This is a genomic window from Pseudonocardia nematodicida, assembly GCF_040105385.1.
Lineage (GTDB): Bacteria > Actinomycetota > Actinomycetes > Mycobacteriales > Pseudonocardiaceae > Pseudonocardia > Pseudonocardia nematodicida.
Genome location: NZ_JBEDNQ010000002.1, coordinates 164,328 through 184,139 on the forward strand (window position 1 = coordinate 164,328; position 19,812 = coordinate 184,139).

The window sequence follows — 19,812 nt, forward strand, 5'->3', positions numbered from 1 at the left end:
TCACCCTCCCTGGGCGTGACCGGCCGGCCACGCGATCGATCGGATCTGGAGATAGGCCCGCTCGTCCGGCGGGCCGCCGACCGCGCTGTCCTTGAAACCCTGGAACGCCGCCGCGATCTCGCCGTCCTGACCGTTGATCGAGACCGTCCCGGTCTCCATCGCGCGGGCCACCGCGCGCGCCCGTTCCACGTCGGCTCCAAACACCGCTCCGCCCAGCCCGTACGAGGAGTCGTTCGCGATCCGGACCGCGTCGGCGTCGCCGTCGTGCGGCACCACCACCAGGACCGGCCCGAAGATCTCCTCCCGGACGACGCGCATCTCCCGGTGCACGTCGACCAGGACGGTGGGCTCGACGTAGAAGCCCTCGGGGAGCCCGGCCGGGCGCCCGCCCCCGAGCGCGACGCGCGAGCCCTCGTCGCGCGCGGAGCGCAGGTAGTCCTCGACCCGCGCCCGCTGGGCCGCGCTGACGAGCGGCCCGAAGTCCGACGCCGGGTCGGCGGGGTCCCCGAGCACCGCCCGCGACAGCACGGTCGTCGCGACGTCGACCAGCTCGTCGAACCGCGCCCGCGGCACGATCAGCCGGGTGCACGAGTAGCAGACCTGCCCGGTGTTGGGCAGGCAGGTGCGGATCAGGTGTGTCGCGAGCAGCGCGGGGTCGGCGTCGTCCAGCACCACGGCGGCGGACTTCCCGCCGAGCTCGGCCAGCAGTGGCACGAGGCGCTCCCCGCACCGGGCGGCGATGCCGCGCCCGGCGGCCGTGGAGCCGGTGAAGGACACCATGTCGACGTCCGCGCACCCGACGAGGGCGGCCCCCGTCCCGCGACCGCCGGTCACCACGTTCAGGACGCCGGGCGGGATCCCGGCCGCCGTCGCGAGCTCGGCCAGCAGGAGCGCGTCCAGCGAGGTCTCCGGCGACGGTTTGACGACGACGGTGCACCCCGCCGCCAGTGCCGGCCCGAGCTTGGCCGCCAGCAGGGACTGGGGCGCGTTCCACGGGACGATCGCGCCGACCACGCCGGCCGGTTCCCGGCGGGTCACGCCCCGCCCGGACGGCCACGGCGTCTCCCGGTCCAGCGAGCGCGCCCGCTCGGCGTAGTGCCGGTAGAGCGCGACCGGGCGGGTGCCGTTCGTCCGCCGGGAGCGCGTGATGACCGCCCCGTTCTGCTCGGTGACCAGCGCCGCGATCTCCTCCCGCCGCGCGTCGTAGGCCGTCGCCAGGTCCGTCAGCAGCTCGGCCCGCCGGTCGCCGGTGGTCCGGGACCAGTCGGGCAGGGCCCGGCGGGCCGTCGCCGCGGCCTCGGCGACGTCGGCGTCGCCGGCGTCGACGACCGAGCCGATGCGCTTCTCGGTGACCGGGCTGGTCAGCGTGATCCGCGCGGACGAGTGGGCGGTGCGGTACCGCCCGCCGACGTGGATCCGGTCGACGTCATGCATCGGCACGCCGCCCCCGCGCCGGGCCGCCCGCCGCGGCGGTGGCCGCCGGCGCCGGGGTGAACGTGGTCGGGACGCTACGGAGCCCGCGGAGCACATTGTTGATCTTGCGGACGGGTTCGCCGGTGGTCACCGTCCCGACCTTCGCCAGCATCGCCTCCAGGACCGCGCGCAGCTCGAGCTTCGCCAGCGCCTGACCGGCGCAGGCGTGCAGTCCGGTGCCGAACGCGAGGTGGCCGGCGGGGTTGCGGTGGATGTCGAAGCGGTCCGGGTCCGGGTACTGCCGCTCGTCCCGGTTGGCGCTGGCGTAGACGACCGCGACCCGCTGCCCCTCGGCGATCGGCACGCCGGAGACCGTCACGTCCTCGGCGGCGACCCGGGAGAACAGCTGGGCCGGGGCCTCGATCCGGAGCACCTCGTTCACCACGGCGGGTGCCTGCTGCGGCATCGTGCGCAGCTCCTGGTACTGCTCGGGATGCGTGCCCAGCAGCCAGACCATGGCGCCCAGCGCGTTCACCGTGGTGTCCATCCCGGCCGTGAGGTAGGCCGAGAGCAGGTGCAGGCAGTACTCCTCGGGGATGATCCCGGCGTCGGCCGCCTCGTAGACCGCTGCCCCCATGCTGCCGGGCGCGAGCCGCTCGCGGGTGGCGACGGTGCGGATGTAGGAGAACTGCTCGGCGATGTCGCGCAGCCCCGCGCTGGTGCGCTCCCCGGGTGGTCCGAAGGCGTCGAACGCCCCGTTCGCCCAGCGCAGCAGCTCGCTGCGGCCCTCGACCGGGAGTCCGATCAGCTCGCCGACCACCTCCACCGGGAAGACCTGGGCGAGGTCGGTCATCGCGTCGAACGTCCCCCGGTCGAGCATCTCGTCCACCAGCTCGCCGGCCCGGGCCGTGATCACCTCCTCCGCCGAGCGGAGGGAGCGCGGCCCGAGCCTGCCCTGCAGGACCCCCCGCAGCACGTCGTGCCGGGGCGGGTCCGAGGCGATCACGCTGCTCTTGCGCACGCTGTTGAACTCGTCGTTGAACCCGACGCCGCGGCCCGAGACGAACCGGGTGTGGTCCATCAGGACCGTCCGCGCCTCGGCGTAGCGGCCGACGGCGAGCACGTCGTGCCGGGCCAGGCGGACGACCGGCCCGAGCTCGCGGATCCGCGCGTAGACCGGGTAGGGGTCGGCGAGCACATCCTCGGAGAACAGGTCGACGTCGATCTCGGGAGCTGCGGAACCCACGGTGGTGCTGCCTCTCGTCGGGGACGTGTGGTCGGCCATCAGGCGACGCTCGTCCCGGCGGTCGTCGTCTGCTGCTGGAAGTGCGTGGCCCTACGGATCAACGCGCTCAGGCCGAGGCTGACCACGGCCGCGGCGGCGAACACGATCAGCAGCAGGGCGTACATCTGCGCGGTGTCCAGCCGGCCGTAGTACTCGATCGCCCGGTAGCCGAGCCCCATGTCGGCGACCTTGGTCTCCGCGAGCAGCGCCGCGGTGATCGCGACTCCCAGCCCGAGCCGGACCCCGCCGAGCAACGGGCCGAGCAGCGCCGGCAGGTGGACGAACCGGTAGACCTGCATCCGGCTCGCACCCAGGACCCGGGCGGCACTGAGGTAGATCGGGCGGATCTCGCGGACCGCGACCGCGGTGCTGACCGCGATCGGGAACGCCGCGCTGATCGCCGCGATGCCGACCTTGGACTCGATGCCGGTGCCGAGGAACAGCACGAAGATCGGCAGCAGCACGATCTTGGGAACGGCTCCGAAGTAGTACAGCAACGGGTCGAGCAGCCGGTAGACGTAGTCACCGGCACCCATGGCGCTGCCGAGCGGCACGCCCACCAGGACCGCGATCGCGGTGCCGACCGCGATCTCGTACAGCGAGGCGCTCACGTCCAGGGCGAAACTCCGGTGTCCCACCACGTCGCCGACCGCCAGCAGTACCTCGGTGGCGGGCGGGAACACCGACGCCGCGATCACACCGGTCCGGGCGATCAGCTCCCAGACGAGCAGGAGGAACAGCAGCGCGAGCACGCGCAGGATCCAGACCGTCCTCATCGGGTCACCACCCGCTGCAGGTGCGCGATCAGCCACATCAGCGTGGCCGAGATGGCGACGGTCAGACCGACCGAGACGTAGAGGTCGACGGCCTGGAACCGCAACGAGGCCTCGGCGACGGACAACCCGAGGCCACCGATCTGGAGGATGTACTCCATCGCGATCACCACGATCAGCACGTAGGTCAGGGCGACCCGCAGACCGGTGAAGATCGTCGGCGCCGCGGCGGGGAGCATGACGTGACGGAACAGGCTCCACGTGCCGAGCCCGAGGCTCCGGCCGACGTCGAGCAGGGTCCTGCGGACCTCGCGGAGCGCCATCCGGGTGTAGAGGATCGTCGGCAACGTCGCGAACACCGCGGCGAGGGCCACGATCGCGGTCGGTGTGCGCCCCATGACCACCAGGAAGATCGGGTACAGCAGGACGATCGGCGACGAGAACAGCGCCGCCACCACCGGCTCGAACGCCTGCCCGGCCCGGACGGACCGCCAGAGCACGAACCCGACGGCCACCCCGACCGTTCCGGCGATCACGAACGCGGCGAGCACTTCACCGAGGGTCACCGCCACCAGCCGGAGGTAGCCGGGATCGGCGATGCTGCGGGCCATCCCGACGACGACCCGGGACGGCAGCGGGACGAAGAACGGGTCCAGGAACCGCAGCCGCACCCCCAGCTCCACCAGCGCGAGGAGGACCCCGATGAGCGCCACGCGCACGATCCACAGGGGCACCCGGAACCGGCCGGTTCCGCTGCTGGCGCCCCGCTGCCGGACGACCTTCGGACCGGCCGGCGCGACGGTCACGACGCGCCCTCGGTCTGGTAGCTGCTGTCGAAGAGCTGCTGTTCCTGCTCGGGGGTGAGCTCCTCGGTGATGAAGTCGAACTTGAGCGCGTCCTCGAGGATCACGTCCTGGCCGTTCAGCGGCGCGGTACGGAAGTTCTCCCGCTGCAGGTAGTCGAAGGTCGTGAGCAGCGTCTCCCGCTCGATGTCCAGGTCGGTGGACCGCTGCCAGATGTCGACCGCCTCGTCGGGGTTGTCGAAGATCCAGTCGAAGGACCGGTCGACGGCCTGGAAGTAGGCCCGGGCGGCGTCCGGGTGCTCGGTGAGGAAGCGGTCGTTGGCGATGTTCACGCGGACCGCCACGTCGCGGTAGCGGTCGAGGTCGGCGCCGTCCGCGACCTCGACGAGGGTCCCGTCCTCGATCTCGGCGAGGAAGAAGGGCGGCTGGGTCCAGCCGGCGTCGATCTGTCCGGTCTCGACGGCGGTGAACTGGTCCGCGGGCCCGCCGATGACCTGGGCGTCGACGGGCGGGAGGCCCTGGGCGGTGTTCAGGTCGTTGATCTCCAGGATCCCGATGTGGCTGGATCCGCCGGTCGCGCTGTAGCCGACCGACTTCCCGGCCAGGCCGCGCTGGTCGGTGATGCCGCTGTCCGGCTTGGCGAACCAGACGAGGTCCAGGCCGGTGGTGGACGCGGCGACGATCCTGATCGGGGCGCCCTCGACGAACGCGCCGACCGCGGCGGGTGCGCTGGTCTCCACCCCGATGTCGCTGCTGCCGGACACGACGGCCTGGACCGTCTCGGCCCCGCCACCGGTGAAGGTGACCGACACGTCGAGCCCGGCGTCGGAGAAGAAGCCCTTCTCCTGGGCGACGTAGTAGGGCAGACCGGTGCTGAACAGCGTCCGGTTCGACACCGCGATCCCCATCGGCGTGACGCCGTCCGCCGCGCCGGACTGCCCCGGCGCACCACAGCCGGAGAGCAGGAGGACCGCACCGAGCGTGAGGGCGGTCAGGACCCGGGACATCGGCCGGCTAGACATTGGCGTGCTCCGCCCGGACCGGGGCGGCGGGCGCCTGCTGCTCGCGGGCGAAGGCCTGCAGCGACTCGTCGCGCAGGACGGACCAGACCCGGCCGACGATCGCCGCGAACTCGTCGGTGGCGAGCAGGCTCGAGTCACGGTCACGCGGCAGGTCGACCTCGACCACGGCCTTGATGCGGCCGGGCCGCGCGCCCAGGACCACGATGCGGTTGGAGAGCAGGACCGCTTCCTGGATGTTGTGCGTGATCAGCAGGATCGTCTGCTCGAGCGTGCGCTGGATGCGGAGCAGCTCCTCGCCGAGGATGATCCGGGTCTGCTCGTCGAGCGCACCGAACGGCTCGTCCATCAGCAGGATCGCCGGGTGCATCACCAGCGTGCGCGCGATCGCGACCCGCTGCTTCATCCCGCCGGAGAGCTGACCGGGATAGCTGCCGACGAAGTCCTCCAGGCCGACCAGCTTCAGCATGTCGAGGGCCCGGCGGCGGCGCTCCACCTTGCCCACACCGCGCATCTCGAGTCCGAACTCGACGTTCTTCTGCACGGTCCGCCAGGGGAAGGTCGACTCCTCCTGGAAGACGGCCCCGACGTCGCGGTGCGGTCCGGTCACGGTCTCGCCACGGACCACGATCCGCCCCTCGTAGCCGCTGAGCAGGCCGATGATCGTCGACAGCAGGGTCGACTTGCCGCAGCCCGAGGGGCCGACGACGGACACGAACTCGCCCTGGTCGACCGACAGATCGATGTCGCGCAGTGCGGCGACCGGCTGGGCGGTCCTCGTCGTCGGGGGATAGGTGACGTTGAGTCCCTCGATCGAGAAGAACCGGTCGGTCGTCACCGGGGCTGCCGGGGCAGCGGGGTCGATTGCGCTGGGCACACGTTCCTCCGGGTGGTTGGCGATCAGGCGTCGCTGCGAGACGCACCCCCGCGAGCGGACTTTCTGCTCTGCAGAGAGAGATTCTTCAGAGAAGATGACGGACACGGGCCTGCCGTGTCAAGGGTCACGATCTCGGACGCCTTCGGATGCACCACCGGACGGGCCGGCGCCGGAGCGGGCGTGCGCGTCGCCCCCACCGAGGGAGCCTCGGGCGGGGACACCCCCCCCCGGCCACGACTCAGATCAGCGAGTCACCCAGCTCGGTGGCGGCCTCGCGCAACAGCTCGACGGCGAGGGCGACCGTCTCCTCGGTCGCCCGGTGGATCGGGGTGGCCACACTGAGGGCGTACCGGGAGTCCCCGACCCCGGACACCGGGACGGCGATGCCGACGACCCCGTCCTCGGTCTCCTGCCGGGACAGGGCGTACCCGCGGTCCCGCACCACGGCGAGCTCCGCCAGGAGGTCGGTACGGGTGCCGATCGAGTGCTCGTTGACCTTCTGCAGGACCTCGTCCGGGTAGAGGGCCACCACCACGTCGTCGGAGAGCCCGCTCAGCACGGCCTTCCCGCTCGCCGCGCAGTGGGCCGGCATGGACACCCCCGTGCGCGACCCGACCCGCAGCGCGCGGCCGCCCTCGATCGAGTCCACGTAGCGCAGCGACGTCCCCTCGAGCCGGCCGAGTGCCGTGGTCTCCTGCAACCGCAGGTTGAGCCGCTCGAGGAACGGGCGCGCCTGAGCACGGGCGTCGATCTGGCGCGCGGCCGCCGCGGCGAGCACCGTCAGCGAGCGGCCCGGGGCGTAGGCGCGGGTGCCGGACTCCTGGACGACGAACCCGCGGAACTGCAGCATCGCGAGCAGCCGGTGCGCGGTCGACGACGCCACGCCCAGGTACTCGGCGGCCTCCTTGAGTCGCACCCTCGGCCGCTCCTCGAACAGCAGGAGCAGCTTGAGTGCGTTGTCGACGGACTCGATGGGGTACTGCGGCGGCACCGGACCGTGGACCTCCTCGGACGACTGCGGGGTGGTCATCGATCACTGTCCTCTCGCCACGGGGAGCCCGACCCGGTCGGAACGGGCCCGATTCTGCTCAGCAGAGAGACATTGTGCCCACCGCGGCGCAACGTCGGCGAACCTTGCCGCCGGACGGTCGAAGGACTAATAGTAAGACCGTCATTCTGCGGATGAGCGCGCGTCGCCGGGACTCCGGTGACCGGCCGGACGTCCCCGTGCGAGAGGCGGCTTCATGACCATCCTGGACGGCGCGACCAGTGTGCTGGACCGACGCTACGACCTGTTGCTCGGCGGGCGCCCGACGCCCACCGCGGCCCGGTACCCGGTCGAGGACCCGGCGACGGGCGACCAGCTCACCGACGCCCCCGACTGCTCGGCGGACGAGGTCGACCGGGTGGTCCGCGCCGCGGCGGCGGCCCAGCCGGCGTGGGCGGCCCTGCCGGTCCCGGCCCGGGCCGCCCGGCTCCGGCGGTTCGCCGGCCTGCTGCGCGAGCACGTCGACGAGCTGGCCGCGCTGGACGCCGTCGACGCGGGCTTCCCGCTGCCCGCGATGCGCGCCGACGTCGAGGCCGCGGCCGCGCTGGTCGACGCGGTGGCCGATCTCGCGTCGGGCCTCGGCGGCTCCACCTACCCGATCTCGGAGCACCTGCACTACTCGGTGCAGCAGCCCTACGGCGTGGTGGCGCGGATCGTGCCGTTCAACCATCCGCTGATGTTCGCCGCCGGCAAGGTCGCCGCTCCCCTGGTGGCGGGCAACGCCGTCGTGGTGAAGGCGCCGGACCAGACCCCGCTCTCCGCACTGCGGATGGCCGAGCTCGCGGCCGAGGTGTTCGGGCCCGACCTGTGCGCGGTGGTGTCGGGCAGGGGCGCCGTGGCCGGTCGCGCGCTGGTCACCCACCCGCTGATCCGCCGCATCGGCTTCATCGGGTCACCCGCGACCGGACGGCTGATCCAGCGCCAGGCGGCGGAGGTCGGGGTCAAATACGTGACCCTCGAGCTCGGCGGGAAGAACGCGATGCTCGTGCTGCCCGACGCCGACCTCCCCCGGGCCGCGGCGAGCGCCGTGCAGGGCATGAACTTCACGGTCACGGCCGGGCAGTCGTGTGGCTCGACGAGCCGGCTCCTGCTCCACGAGTCGATCGCCGACGAGGTGCTCGCGATGGTCGTCGAGCAGGTCCGGGCGATCCGGGTCGGCCCGCCGCTCGACCCGGACACGCAGATGGGGCCGCTGATCGACGAGCGGCAGTACGACATCTCGATGCGGGCCATCGAGGCGGCACGCGCGTCCGGTGTCCCGGTGCTGTGCGGAGGCGGGCGGCCGGACACCGGCGGCGACCGGGGTTTCTACGTCGCCCCGACCGTCCTGGGACCGATCCCGGCCGACCATCCGACGGCGGTGGAGGAGATCTTCGGCCCGGTCCTGTCGGTCATCACCTTCCGCGACGAGGAGGAGGCACTGCGGATCGCCGACTCCGGCGAGTACGGGCTGACCGCGGCCGTCTGGACCCGGGACGTCACTCGGGCGCACCGGCTCGCCGCCCGGCTCGAGGCCGGCTACGTGTGGGTCAACGGCAGCGCCCGGCACTACTGGGGACTGCCGTTCGGCGGGGTCAAGAACTCGGGCGTCGGGCGCGAGGAGTCCATCGAGGAACTCCTGTCCTACACCGAGACCAAGGCGGTCACGGTGACCCTCGACGCCGACGGGCCGGCCCGATGAGCGCGGCCGCACCGGGCCCCGGCCGGACCGGGGCGGACCTGGTGGTCGCGTGCCTCGTCGCCGAGGGCATCGAGATCGTCACCGGGGTCCCGGGCACGACGGTGATGGACGTCATCGACGGCATCGCCCGCGAACCCCGGATCCGGTTCGTGGCCACCCGGCACGAGCAGGTCGCGGGGTTCATGGCCGACGGGGCGTCCCGCGCCGGGGCGGCACCCGGTACCGCCCTGGTGTCGCGGGGGCCGGGCGCGGCCAACCTCGCGATCGCGGTCCAGAACGCCTACGACGAGTCGGTCCCGATGCTGGTGCTGGTGGGGCAGGTCTCGGGCGCGATCGTCGAGCGGCGGGCGTTCGAGGAGATGGACGTCGTCGCGACCTTCCGTCCGATGAGCAAGTGGGCGGTGGAGATCCACGACGTGGCGCGGATCCCGGAGCTGCTCCAGCGGGCGATCCGTGCCTCGGTGAGCGGGCGACCGGGGCCGGTCGTGGTGTCCCTCCCGCTGGACGTCCTGCAGCACCCGGTTCCGGACGGCGTCGTGGCCGCGCCGCGGTGGCGTCCGTACCCGCCGGCACCGGCACCGGACGCGGTCACCGAGGCCGCCCGGCTGCTCGCCGGGGCCGAGCGGCCGGTGCTGCTGCTCGGGGGTGGCGCCGTCGGGGACCCCGGCCCCTACCTCGCCCTCGCCGAGCGGACCGGCGCGGCGGTGGTCACGACCTGGATGCGCCAGAGCCTGGTGCCCTACAAGACCCCCGGCTACGTCGGATGCCTGGGGTACGGCGCGCACGAGGTCACCGAGCAGGTGGTCCGCGAGGCCGACGTCCTGGTCGCGTTCGGCTGCCGGTTCTCGGAGTTCACCACCAAGCGCTGGACCCTGGTCTCCGACGAGACGGCACTGATCCACGTCGACGTGGACCCCGAGGAGCTGGGACGGGTGCACCCGCCGCGGCTCGCGCTCGTCGCCGACGCGAGGCTGGCGGCACAGGCCCTGCTCGACCGGGCCGAGCGGACGGTCGGGGACGCCGGCCGCGAGCGGCTCGCCGGGTTCCGCGGGTGCTTCGAGGAGGCCACCGATCTCACGGCCGACGCGCTCGCCGGCGACGACCCGCGCGGCGGGGTGAGCGGGGCGAGCGGGGTCCGGGCGCTGCAGCACGTACTCGACCGGCCGGACACCGTGCTCGTCCAGGACGCGCCGAGCTTCGTCCCGTGGATGCAGCGGCACCTGCGGGTCCCGCGGGCCCGCAGCGTGTTCGGCTCCGCCGGGGGTGCGATGGCCTGGGGCCTCCCGGCCGCGATGGGCATCGCACTCGCCCGCCCCCGACAGCGGGTGGTGACGGTGAGCGGGGACGGCAGCTTCTGGATGGTGGCCCAGGACTTCGAGACCTGTGTCCGCGAGGGCATCCCGCTGGTCAACCTGGTGATGAACAACTTCGCCTACGGCAATACCCGCGATCGGCAGCGGGCGGCACACGGTGAGCGCTACCTCGGCGTCTTCTACGACAACCTCGACTTCGCCGGGTTCGCCCGTTCCCTGGGCGGGTACGGCGCGCGGGTCGAGACCGACGACGGGCTCCTGCCCGCGGTCGAGTCGGCGCTGGACCAGGACCGGCCGGCGATCATCGACGTGCTCCAGCACCCGATGTACGGACTACCACCGGGGCTCACACCGCTGCCGGCGCGCTGACAGGCCGTCTACGTCGTGACGAGCTCGGCCCGCAGCACCTCCGCCGCCCCCGCCATCGCCGCCATCTTCCCGGCGGCGCTGTCGCGGGGCAGGTACTTCATCCCGCAGTCGGTCGAGATGACGATCCTCTCGGGTGCGGTGTGGCCGAACGCCCGCCGCACCCGGGCGGCGACGACGTCGACCGGCTCCACCGCGTGGTCGGCCAGGTCGATCACCCCCAGGATGATCGTCTTGTCCGCCAGGTCGGCGAGCACGCCGAGGTCCAGTCCGGACTGTGCGGTCTCGATCGAGATCTGGTCGGCGGTGCAGCCGGCGAGCTCGGGCAGGAACGAGTAGCCCTCCGGGCGTTCGTGGATGATCGCGGCGTAGCCGAAGCACAGGTGCACCGCGGTGGTGCCGGTGACACCGTCCAGCGCGGCGTTCAGCGCGGCGAGGCCGTAGCCGCGGGCGGCGTCCGGGTGCGCCTGCAGGTAGGGCTCGTCGATCTGGACGATGTCGGCGCCGGCCGCGTGCAGGTCCTTGATCTCGGCGTTGACGGCCGCCGCGTAGGCCATCGCCGCGGACTCGACGTCCGGGTAGTGGTCGTTCTGCGCCTGCCGGCTCATCGTGAACGGCCCGGGCACGGTCATCTTGATCGTGCGGTCGGTGTGCGCGCGCAGGAACCGGACGTCGTCGACCTCGACCGGGTGCGGCCGCCGGATCGGCCCGGTGATCCGCGGGACCGGGTTGGGGTGCCCGCTGCGGTCGAGCGCGGTGCCCGGGTTGTCGACGTCGACGCCCTCGAGCGCGGTCGCGAAGTGGTTCGAGTAGCTCTCCCGGCGGATCTCGCCGTCGGTGAGGATGTCCAGACCGGCCTCCTCCTGTTCCCGGATCGCGACGAGTGTGGCGTCGTCGAGGGCTTCGGGCAGCAGCTCGGGCGCGACCCGCCACAGTTCCTCGGCCCGCACCCGGGGCGGGAAGCGTCCGGCGAGGCGGGCACGGTCGATGAGCCATTCGGGCTGGGCGTAGCTGCCGACCAGCGAGGTGGGGAGCAGTGGCAGGGCGGGTGTCACGGTCGGTCCCTCCGGGAGTCAGGGGGTCAGGACGATCCGTCCGCGCGCCCGGCCGGCGGCCTGGCGTTCCCAGGCGGCCGCGGCGTCGTCGAGCGGGACGCTCTCGTGGTCGACGCGCAGCGACCCGTCCGCGACGGCGGCGGCGACCCGGCTGATCGCGGCGGCGCGCTCGGCGCGGGTCAGCGCCAGGTTGGTGTAGCCGAGCAGCCGCAGCGAGCGGCCGCGGATCGTGCCCGAGTCCAGCGGGATCGTCTCCCCCGCCGCGCTGCCGAGGTGCACCAGCCGCCCGCCCGGGCGCAGTGCGCGGGCGGCCGCGGCGGCGGGTGGGCCGAACAGCGGATCCAGGACGAGGTCGACGGGCCCGCCCGCGGCCTGCCGCAACGCGCCGGTGAGCGCGTCCGGGTCGGCGTCGTCGATACCGACGACGGCGTCCGGTCCGGCCTTCCCCGCCCGCTCCCGGGCAGCCACCGAGCGGGCCGCGGCGACCACCCGGGCCGCGCCCTGGGCCCGGGCGAGCTGGATCGCCGCCTGCCCGACGACGCCACCGGCCCCGAGCACGACGACGGTCTCCCCCGCCGTGAGCCCACCGGTCGCGGTGAGCGCCTGCAACGCCGCGACCGCGGAGAGCCCGGCCGCGGCGACCGCGACCGGATCGACCGGCGCGGGCAGCTCCACCACGTCCTCGGCGACGGCGAGCGCGACGCCGGCCATGCTGCCGTCGCCCGCAGCGGTCCCGGCCGTGGTCGGGAACCAGACCAGGCGGCCGCCGGCCCGCCCGACGCCCTGCACACCCGGCACATACGGCGTCGCCGGCGTCCCGAGGTAGGACGTCCCGCTCGCGCACAGCAGGTCAAGCGGTGTGATCGGCCCGGCGAGCACGGTGACGGGTACCGCCCCACCACCCGGCTCCGGTTCCGGAACCGGACGGTCGGCGACGACCGGTGGCGCACCGAGGTCACGGATCTCGGCAGCGCGCATCTACCCGGGCTGCAGCACGAAGTCGTAGCGGCACTCCAGCCACGGCACGTCGGAGGACCCGCCGTCCGGCGTCGGGCCCGGGTCCCGCCGCTCGAACCCGACGACCAGCTCCCGCTTCACCCCGAACACGACGTCGGAGTCGAGGTACTCGGCGCCCTCCCGGAACAGGTGGGTGATCAGCGGTTCGTAGCCGGGCACGGCGAGCAGGAAGTGCACGTGCGCGGGCCGGTAGTGGCTGATGTCGGTCTGCGAGATCAGCGCGCCGACCGGGCCGTCCATCGGGATCGCGTACCCGAGCGGCGCGATGGTGCGCAGGCAGTACCCGCCGTCGTCGCCCGCGGTGTACTTCGCCCGCAGCCGGGCCTCGTCGACCGGGAGCTGGGCCTCGTAGTTGCCGTCGGAGTCGGACTGCCAGACGTCGAGCACGGCGCCGGGCACCGGAGTGCCGTCCAGCGCGCGGACGGTGCCGTGCACCCAGAGCGGCTCGCCGGGCAGCCCGTCGGACATGTCCTCGCCCCAGCCGCGCTCCGGGGAGCCGTCGATGTGGAACGGGCCGAGCACGGTCGCGGGCGTCGCGGACGGGTCGAACCGGTGGTTCTGCTGCACGACGAGCATCGACAGCCCGAGCACGTCGGAGGCGAGGATGAACTCCTCACGCTTGTCGTCGGAGATCTGCCCGGTGTCGGTGAGCCACCGGATCGCGGCCATCCACTCGGCCTCGGTCAGCTTCGTCTCGCGGGCGAACTCGTGCAGGTGCCGGACCAGGGCGGACATCAGCTCCGCGGTGCGCGGGTCGTGCGCGGTCGCCCAGCGCGCGGCGGCGACGTCGGTGATGGTGTCCTCGGTGACGGTGAGCGGTTGCGTCATGGCGACTCCTCACAGGCGGTAGGGGCTCGGCTCGACCGGGACGCCGTCCCGCTCGACCCCTCGGAAGATCTGATCAGCGACCGGGCTGCGCAGTTCCTCGGCGAGCTGCCCGATCAGCCCGGCGGTGCGGGCGAGCAGCGCGAACCCGCGCAGCAGCTCCAGCGGCAGGCCGAGGTCGGCCAGCGCCGCCCCGCAGACGCCGGCGCCGTTGAGCGGCAGGCGTTTCCCGAGCACCTCGGGGTGTACCCGGCCGATCGCGGCGAACAACCGCAGGTGCGGGCCGGTCACCCGCTCCTCCTCGGCGATCGCGAACAGCCGCGGGGTGCGCGGGTCGCCGTCCTTGTGCAGGTGGTGGCCCAGGCCGGGGACGAACCGTTTCGCCTCCCGCTGGGAGCGCACGACCTGCAGCGCGACCGCGTCCCAGCCGTCGTCGTCGACCGGGAGCGAGCCGGGGAGATGGGCGTGCAGGAACCGGCCGCAGTCCTCGGTGACGCCCAGGAACCGGGACCCGCCGCCGAGCAGCCCCGCGGCCAGCGCGCCCTGCACCGAGTCCGGCGCGGACAGGTGCGTCAGTCGGGTGACGATCGCGGTCGGGGTGAACCCGTGGTCGGCCAGCGCGGCGAGCACGGCCTCGAAGACCCGGGTCTCACCCGGGGTGGGGCGGCGCTGGGTGGCCAGCCAGAACGCGAGCTCGCCGAACCCGACCTCGCCCATCACCTCGCCGGCGAGGTCCCGGCCCAGCAGCGTGATGGAGTCCTTCGTGGACGCCCCCAGGGCGGTCGGATACGTCATGTGTCGAGCCACTTCCGCAGGTCGTCGCCGTGCTCGTCGAGCCGCGGCGGGGGCAGGTCGTAGACGGCCGGGGTGGCCGAGAACCGGATCGGGTTCCGCGTCGTCCCCACCGCGCGCTCCCCCTCGCCGACGGTGACGACGGGGTCCAGCCCGAACCGCTCGGCCATCGCGAACCCGCCGTCGATCGTCTGGATCGGCCCCGACGGCACCCCGGCCGCGGTGAGCAGCTCGAACCACTCGACAGCGCCCCTGGTCGCCAGCCGCTCGACCAGCAGCGGGCGCAGGGCGTCCCGGTTCACGGTGCGGTCGGCGTTGCGGGCGAACCGCGGGTCGTCGGCCACCTCCGGGATCTCGAGCACCACGCAGAGCTTGCGGAACAGCGTGTCGTTGGCGGCGGCGACGATCATGTCGTCGTCCGCGGTGGGGAACGGCTCGTAGGGCACGACGGACGGGTGCGCGTTGCCCATCCGGTACGGCACGGTGCCCGACGCCACCCACGCCGAGCTGTGGTTGACCAGCCCGGACAGCGCCGAGGACAGCAGGTTGATCTCGACGTGCTGCCCCTCGCCGGTCGCGTCCCGGTGCCGCAGCGCGGCCAGGATCCCGATCACCGCGTGGTTGCCGGCCATCACGTCGAACACCGAGATCCCGGCCCGGTACGGCGGCCCGTCCGGGTCCCCGGTCAGGCTCATCAGCCCGGACACCGCCTGCACCATCAGGTCGTAGCCGGGCACGTGCGCGCCGGCGCCGGACCCGAACCCGGAGATCGAGGTGTAGACGACGCCCGGATTGGCCGCCGCCACGTCGTCGTAGCCGAGGCCGAAGCGGGCCATCCCGCCCGGGCGCAGGTTCTGGATGACGACGTCGGCGCGGCGGGCGAGCTCGCGGGCGGCGGCGAGATCGCACTCGTCGCTCAGGTCGAGCGCGACCGACCGCTTCCCCCGGTTGATCCCGAGGTAGTAGGTGGCCTCGCCGTCGTGCTCGGGCGGGCGCCAGGTGCGGGTGTCGTCGCCGTTCGGTCCCTCGACCTTGACGACGTCGGCGCCCAGGTCGGCCAGCAGCATCGTCGCGTACGGGCCGGCGAGGACCCGGCTGAAGTCCGCCACCAGCAGCCCGGCCAGTGGTCCCGCTGTCTCGGTCATGATCCGGTCCACCGCTGCGACATGACCCGATCCTGGCGCGTGACCCCCGTCATGCGCCAGGGTGACGTGATCCGTGTAGCGAACGCGAAGGAGCGGCTCCGATGACCGGTTCGACTGTTCTGCGCGGAGGCACCGTCCTGACCGTGGACGCCGGGCGCAGCGTGCTCCCGGGTCACGACGTCCTGGTCACCGGCGACCGGATCGCCGCGATCGGACCGGACCTGGCGGTCCCGCCCGGCACCGAGGAGATCGACGCGACCGGCGGGATCGTGATGCCGGGGATGATCGACACACACCGGCACATGTGGCAGACCGCGATGCGCGGCTACGGCGCCGACTGGACGCTCACCCAGTACTTCGTCTGGTACTACCTCGAGTGGGGCACGATCTTCCGGCCCGACGACGTGTACGCCGGCAACCTGCTCAGCGCGCTGGAGAGCCTGGACGCCGGCGTCACCACCACCGTCGTCTGGTCGCACGGGCTGCAGACCCCGCAGCACGGCGACGCCGCCGTCGACGCGCTGACCTCGACCGGCGGCCGGTTCGTCCTCGCCTACGGCAACATCCAGCAGGCCCCGGCGGCCTGGACCGCCGACCCCGGCTTCCGCGATTTCGTGGCCCGCCGGATCACCCCCGGCGACGACATGCTCGGCTTCCAGCTGGCCTTCGACGTGACCGGCGACCCGGCGTTCCCGGAGCGCCCGGCGTTCGAGGCCGCCCGCGAGCTCGGCGTCCCGGTCACCACGCACGCCGGGGTCTGGGGCGCGACGAACGACGACGGCATCCGGCTCATGCACGAGCACGGCTTCATGACCCCCGAGACCGTCTACGTGCACTCGGCGACCCTGTCCGACGACTCCTACCAGCGGATCGCCGCGACCGGCGGGTCGGTGTCGGTGGCGACCGAGAGCGAGCAGAGCGCCGGCCAGGGCTACCCGCCCACCTGGGCGCTGCGCCGCTACGGCATTCCGGTCTCGCTGTCGATGGACACCTCGGTGTGGTGGAGCGGGGACCTGTTCTCCGCCATGCGCACGACACTCGGCGCCGACCGCTCCCGGGAGCACCTGGAAGCGCACGCCCGCGGGGACACCGTCACGAACTCGGCGCTGCGGGCGGACCAGGTCGTCGAGTGGGCCACCCGCGGCGGGGCGCGCGCGATCGGGCGGGAGCACGACCTGGGCAGCGTCGAGGTCGGCAAGAAGGCCGACCTGGTGCTGATCCGCAACGACCACTCGCCGGTGTCGTTCCCGCTGCTGAACCCGCACGGGCACGTGGTGTTCCAGGCCCAGCGCGGCGACGTGCACACCGTGCTGGTCGAAGGCCGGGTCGTGAAGCGCGACGGCCGGCTCGTCGCCGACCTGGGGCGGGCCCGCTCGGCGATCGAGTCCACCGTGGCGCACCTGCGCGGTCACCTGGGCGAGGACGCCTGGCAGGCGGGGATGCATCCCGAGGTCGTCGAGACGACGGTGCTGGAGAACCCGTACCAGTACTCCGACTACCAGCGCACGACGACGGCCGGGGACTGAGCCGGGCTCAGCCGCGGGCGAGCAGGTACGCCTCGCCGTCGCCCTCGTGGTGGGCCAGCACCTCCAGGTCCCCGAAGGCCGCAGCCAGCTCGCCGGGCGCGGCGCGGAACCGCCCGCCCTCGTCCCCGACCTCGGACCGCACGGAGATCACCAGCAACCCGCCGGGCGCGACGGCCGCGGCCAGCGCGGGATACAGCGCAGGGTCCCGGAACCGCTGGCAGACGACGAGGTCGTAGGTCCCGTCCTCGTCCGGGAAGCCGCCGTCGAGGTCGGCCTCCACCCAGCGGACCCGGACGTCGTGGTCGTCGGCGAGGGCGGCGCCGGCGGCCAGCCCGGCCGGGGACACGTCGACGGCGACGACGTCGAGCCCGCGCGCGGCCAGCCAGACCGCGACACCGCCGCGCCCGCAGGCCACGTCGAGGGCCCGGCCGGTCGACGGCACGAGGTCGAGCCGGCCGCGCAGCGCGTCCGGCGGCAGCGGGGTCCCGGCGCCGAGGGCGCGGTGCTTCGCGTCCCAACGTTCCCGATCGGCTTCGGCCATCGCCGCGCTCAGCCCTCCGGCGCCGCGTGCACGGCGGTGGTCACCGCGTCGACGACGGCGTCGAGCGGCACGTCCTGCTGCTCGCCGGAGACGAGGTCCTTCAGCCCGACCGTGCCCGCCGCCAGGTCCCGCTCGCCGAGCACGAGGGCGAACCGGGCGCCGGACCGGTCGGCGGACTTCATCGCGCCCTTGAGGCCACGGCCACCGTAGGACAGGTCGACCCGGATCCCGCGCGCCCGCAGTGCGGCGGCCACGATCACCAGCCGGCGCTTCGCGGCGTCGCCCAGCGGCACCCCGAAGACCTCGGCACGCGCCACCGACCAGGGCCGGACGCCCTCGGCCTCGCACGCCAGCAGCGTCCGGTCGACGCCGATGCCGAACCCGACGCCGGACAGCTCGGGCCCGCCGAGGGTGGCCATCAGGCCGTCGTAGCGGCCGCCACCGCCGATCCCGGACTGGGCGCCGAGGCCGTCGTGCACGAACTCGAACGTCGTCTTGGTGTAGTAGTCCAGGCCGCGGACCATCCGCGGGTTCGGCGTGTAGGCGACGCCGAGGTCGTCGAGGTGGCCGAGCACGGCGGCGTGGTGCGCCGCGGCGGCGTCGGACAGGTGGTCCATCAGCAGTGGCGCGTCCGCCATCGCGGCGCGGACCTCGGGACGCTTGTCGTCCAGTACCCGCAGCGGGTTGATCTCGGCGCGGGCCCGGGTGGGCTCGTCGAGGTCGAGGCCGGCGAGGAACTCCTGCAGCCGCTCGCGGTAGGCGGGCCGGCAGTCGGCGTCGCCGAGCGAGGTGATCTCCAGCCGGTAGCCGGTCAGGCCGAGGGCCTTGAAGCCCTCGTCGGCGATCGCGATGACCTCGGCGTCCAGTGCCGGGTCGTCGACGCCGATCGCCTCGATCCCGACCTGCTGCAGCTGGCGGTAGCGGCCGGCCTGCGGGCGCTCGTAGCGGAAGAACGGGCCGCTGTAGCGCAGCTTGACCGGCAGCCCCTGCTTGTCGAGGTTGTGCTCGATCACCGACCGGACGACGCCCGCGGTGCCCTCGGGCCGCAGCGTCACCGAGCGGTCGCCGCGGTCGGCGAAGGTGTACATCTCCTTGGCGACGACGTCGGTGGACTCCCCCACCCCGCGGGCGTAGAGCGCGGTGTCCTCGAACACCGGCAGCTCGATGTGCCCGTACCCGGCCCGCTCGGCGGCTCCGGCCAGGGTGTCCCGGACGTGCGTGAAGCCGGCCGACGCCTCCGGGTAGTACTCCGGGATCCCCTTCGGCGCGGCGAACGGCTCGGGCCTGCGGGCCCGGCCGCCGTCGGTCCGCTGGTCGGTGGCGGTCACAGCTGGTCGGTGTCCTCTCGGGCGGGGTGTCGGCGTGCCCCACCAGCCTAGAAGGACCGTCTCCCGGATTCCGTCCGAGGTCGTCCGGATACGCTCGCCGGACCCGAGCATGTGATCGAGCAGGGAGTAACGAGAAGCGTGGCGACGAACGAGCAGCGCCGGGAGGCCGCCAAGCGCAAGCTGGCCGCCCAGCAGGAGCACCGGGCCGAGCGGGCGAAGAAGCAGAAGAAGAACGCGACGGCCGCCGTCATCGTGACGGTGCTGGTCGTCGCGCTGCTCGGTGGTGCCCTCTACGCGCTGAGCACCGCGTGGGGCGGCGGGGACGGCGACGACCAGGCGGCCGCGCCCGAGACCGGTGCCCCCGCCGCCGGTCCGGACACCTCCGGGCTGCCGACGGTGCCACTGCCCACCCGGCCGGAGGCGCTGCCGGCGTCGGTGAACTGCACCTACGCCCCGGACCGGGAGCCGTCGAAGCCGGTGAACCCGCCCGCCGACGGCGAGGTCACCACCGAGGGCACGGTGCCCGCGACGGTCGCCACCAGCGCCGGGACGATCGACCTGACGCTGGACCGGGCGCTGGCGCCCTGCACGGTGAACAGCTTCGTCAACCTGGCCGAGCAGGGCTACTACGCGGACACGAGCTGCCACCGGATGACCACCAGCCCCGGCCTGCAGGTGCTGCAGTGCGGCGACCCGACCGGGCAGGGCGCGGGCGGTCCGGGCTACTCGTTCGCCGACGAGGTGTTCGACGGCCTGACCTACGGCCGCGGCCTGCTGGCGATGGCCAACGCGGGCCCGAACACCAACGGCAGCCAGTTCTTCATGATCTTCGGCGACGCCCAGCTCCCGCCGGACTACACCGTGTTCGGGTCGATCGGGCCGGAGGGTCTGCAGACCATCGACACGGTCGCCGCGGGCGGGGAGGACACCGGCTCCGGGGACGGGCGGCCGAACATCCCTGTCGACATCTCGGACGTGACGGTCGGCTAGGCGCCTGCGGCGCCT

The 19,812-nt window shown here is 73.4% G+C and carries 18 protein-coding genes; 4 read left to right on the plus strand and 14 right to left on the minus strand.

What is annotated here, in order from left to right; translation table 11 throughout:
- The 7 genes from WIS52_RS05130 to WIS52_RS05160 form a co-directional block, all read right to left on the minus strand.
- On the minus strand, window positions 1–1,434 hold the full coding sequence (locus tag WIS52_RS05130) for an aldehyde dehydrogenase family protein (RefSeq protein ID WP_349296939.1): 1,434 nt from the start codon (window positions 1,432–1,434) through the stop codon (window positions 1–3).
- Complete coding sequence (locus WIS52_RS05135) at window positions 1,427–2,698, minus strand: cytochrome P450 (RefSeq protein WP_349296940.1); 1,272 nt, start codon at window positions 2,696–2,698, stop codon at window positions 1,427–1,429. Before WIS52_RS05135 ends, WIS52_RS05130 begins: the two co-directional genes overlap by 8 nt.
- A complete protein-coding gene (locus WIS52_RS05140; protein ID WP_349296941.1) occupies window positions 2,698–3,474 on the minus strand; it encodes an ABC transporter permease in 777 nt (258 codons plus the stop codon). The genes WIS52_RS05135 and WIS52_RS05140 overlap by 1 nt, the downstream gene beginning before the upstream one ends.
- The gene (locus WIS52_RS05145; RefSeq protein ID WP_349296942.1) at window positions 3,471–4,277 is read right to left on the minus strand and encodes an ABC transporter permease; all 807 of its coding nucleotides are present in this window, start codon (window positions 4,275–4,277) and stop codon (window positions 3,471–3,473) included. The genes WIS52_RS05140 and WIS52_RS05145 overlap by 4 nt, the downstream gene beginning before the upstream one ends.
- Window positions 4,274–5,281: an ABC transporter substrate-binding protein gene (locus WIS52_RS05150; protein ID WP_349296943.1), complete on the minus strand. Its 1,008-nt coding sequence runs from the start codon at window positions 5,279–5,281 to the stop codon at window positions 4,274–4,276. Before WIS52_RS05150 ends, WIS52_RS05145 begins: the two co-directional genes overlap by 4 nt.
- 7 nt (window positions 5,282–5,288) lie before the next feature.
- Window positions 5,289–6,170: an ABC transporter ATP-binding protein gene (locus tag WIS52_RS05155; RefSeq protein ID WP_349296944.1), complete on the minus strand. Its 882-nt coding sequence runs from the start codon at window positions 6,168–6,170 to the stop codon at window positions 5,289–5,291.
- A gap of 238 nt (window positions 6,171–6,408) precedes the next feature.
- Window positions 6,409–7,200 carry an IclR family transcriptional regulator gene (locus WIS52_RS05160; RefSeq protein WP_349296945.1) on the minus strand — a complete coding sequence of 264 codons (792 nt, stop codon included), beginning with the start codon at window positions 7,198–7,200 and terminating at the stop codon, window positions 6,409–6,411.
- A 214-nt stretch (window positions 7,201–7,414) separates the two neighbouring features.
- Between WIS52_RS05160 and WIS52_RS05165 the strand changes: the two genes are divergently transcribed.
- Together WIS52_RS05165 and WIS52_RS05170 are read left to right on the plus strand one after the other, a co-directional pair.
- Window positions 7,415–8,899 carry an aldehyde dehydrogenase family protein gene (locus WIS52_RS05165; protein WP_349296946.1) on the plus strand — a complete coding sequence of 495 codons (1,485 nt, stop codon included), beginning with the start codon at window positions 7,415–7,417 and terminating at the stop codon, window positions 8,897–8,899.
- Window positions 8,896–10,581, plus strand: coding sequence for a thiamine pyrophosphate-binding protein (locus WIS52_RS05170; protein WP_349296947.1), 1,686 nt, complete (start codon window positions 8,896–8,898; stop codon window positions 10,579–10,581). The genes WIS52_RS05165 and WIS52_RS05170 overlap by 4 nt, the downstream gene beginning before the upstream one ends.
- Window positions 10,582–10,589: 8 nt before the next feature.
- Here the strand turns inward: WIS52_RS05170 and WIS52_RS05175 are convergent, their stop codons facing one another.
- The 5 genes from WIS52_RS05175 to WIS52_RS05195 are packed head-to-tail and all read right to left on the minus strand — an operon-like array spanning window position 10,590 to window position 15,412.
- Window positions 10,590–11,633, minus strand: a complete 1,044-nt coding sequence (locus WIS52_RS05175) for a 5-methyltetrahydropteroyltriglutamate--homocysteine methyltransferase (protein ID WP_349296948.1) — start codon at window positions 11,631–11,633, stop codon at window positions 10,590–10,592.
- A gap of 18 nt (window positions 11,634–11,651) precedes the next feature.
- Complete coding sequence (locus tag WIS52_RS05180) at window positions 11,652–12,611, minus strand: zinc-binding dehydrogenase (protein WP_349296949.1); 960 nt, start codon at window positions 12,609–12,611, stop codon at window positions 11,652–11,654.
- Entirely contained in the window at window positions 12,612–13,478 is an 867-nt protein-coding gene (locus tag WIS52_RS05185; RefSeq protein ID WP_349296950.1) for a dioxygenase family protein, read from the minus strand. It abuts the gene before it with no gap.
- Window positions 13,479–13,487: 9 nt separating this feature from the next.
- Complete coding sequence (locus WIS52_RS05190) at window positions 13,488–14,270, minus strand: citryl-CoA lyase (RefSeq protein WP_349296951.1); 783 nt, start codon at window positions 14,268–14,270, stop codon at window positions 13,488–13,490.
- Window positions 14,267–15,412, minus strand: a complete 1,146-nt coding sequence (locus tag WIS52_RS05195; RefSeq protein ID WP_349296952.1) for a CaiB/BaiF CoA transferase family protein — start codon at window positions 15,410–15,412, stop codon at window positions 14,267–14,269. The genes WIS52_RS05190 and WIS52_RS05195 overlap by 4 nt, the downstream gene beginning before the upstream one ends.
- Window positions 15,413–15,513: 101 nt before the next feature.
- On the opposite strand from WIS52_RS05195, the gene WIS52_RS05200 reads away from it, so the two are divergent.
- The gene (locus tag WIS52_RS05200; RefSeq protein WP_349296953.1) at window positions 15,514–16,938 is read left to right on the plus strand and encodes an amidohydrolase family protein; all 1,425 of its coding nucleotides are present in this window, start codon (window positions 15,514–15,516) and stop codon (window positions 16,936–16,938) included.
- A 7-nt stretch (window positions 16,939–16,945) separates the two neighbouring features.
- Here WIS52_RS05200 and WIS52_RS05205 read toward each other — a convergent pair whose 3' ends face one another.
- Window positions 16,946–17,479: a class I SAM-dependent methyltransferase gene (locus WIS52_RS05205; protein WP_349296954.1), complete on the minus strand. Its 534-nt coding sequence runs from the start codon at window positions 17,477–17,479 to the stop codon at window positions 16,946–16,948.
- Between the two features lie 8 nt (window positions 17,480–17,487).
- Window positions 17,488–18,807 (minus strand): histidine--tRNA ligase, encoded by a 1,320-nt coding sequence (gene hisS, locus WIS52_RS05210; protein WP_349296955.1) that lies wholly within the window; start codon window positions 18,805–18,807, stop codon window positions 17,488–17,490.
- 138 nt (window positions 18,808–18,945) lie between these two features.
- Here hisS and WIS52_RS05215 point away from each other — a divergent pair, with 138 nt between their 5' ends.
- Complete coding sequence (locus WIS52_RS05215) at window positions 18,946–19,797, plus strand: peptidylprolyl isomerase (protein ID WP_349296956.1); 852 nt, start codon at window positions 18,946–18,948, stop codon at window positions 19,795–19,797.
- The last annotated feature ends 15 nt before the right edge of the window (window positions 19,798–19,812 follow it).

Bases quoted from the DNA above. Each gene is read 5' to 3' on its own strand.
- WIS52_RS05130 (WP_349296939.1), bottom strand. From the start codon at position 1,434: ATGCATGACGTCGACCGGATCCACGTCGGCGGGCGGTACCGCACCGCC.
- WIS52_RS05135 (WP_349296940.1), bottom strand. From the start codon at position 2,698: ATGGCCGACCACACGTCCCCGACGAGAGGCAGCACCACCGTGGGTTCC.
- WIS52_RS05140 (WP_349296941.1), bottom strand. From the start codon at position 3,474: ATGAGGACGGTCTGGATCCTGCGCGTGCTCGCGCTGCTGTTCCTCCTG.
- WIS52_RS05150 (WP_349296943.1), bottom strand. From the start codon at position 5,281: ATGTCCCGGGTCCTGACCGCCCTCACGCTCGGTGCGGTCCTCCTGCTC.
- WIS52_RS05160 (WP_349296945.1), bottom strand. From the start codon at position 7,200: ATGACCACCCCGCAGTCGTCCGAGGAGGTCCACGGTCCGGTGCCGCCG.
- WIS52_RS05165 (WP_349296946.1), top strand. From the start codon at position 7,415: ATGACCATCCTGGACGGCGCGACCAGTGTGCTGGACCGACGCTACGAC.
- WIS52_RS05170 (WP_349296947.1), top strand. From the start codon at position 8,896: ATGAGCGCGGCCGCACCGGGCCCCGGCCGGACCGGGGCGGACCTGGTG.
- WIS52_RS05180 (WP_349296949.1), bottom strand. From the start codon at position 12,611: ATGCGCGCTGCCGAGATCCGTGACCTCGGTGCGCCACCGGTCGTCGCC.
- WIS52_RS05185 (WP_349296950.1), bottom strand. From the start codon at position 13,478: ATGACGCAACCGCTCACCGTCACCGAGGACACCATCACCGACGTCGCC.
- WIS52_RS05190 (WP_349296951.1), bottom strand. From the start codon at position 14,270: ATGACGTATCCGACCGCCCTGGGGGCGTCCACGAAGGACTCCATCACG.
- WIS52_RS05195 (WP_349296952.1), bottom strand. From the start codon at position 15,412: ATGACCGAGACAGCGGGACCACTGGCCGGGCTGCTGGTGGCGGACTTC.
- WIS52_RS05200 (WP_349296953.1), top strand. From the start codon at position 15,514: ATGACCGGTTCGACTGTTCTGCGCGGAGGCACCGTCCTGACCGTGGAC.
- WIS52_RS05205 (WP_349296954.1), bottom strand. From the start codon at position 17,479: ATGGCCGAAGCCGATCGGGAACGTTGGGACGCGAAGCACCGCGCCCTC.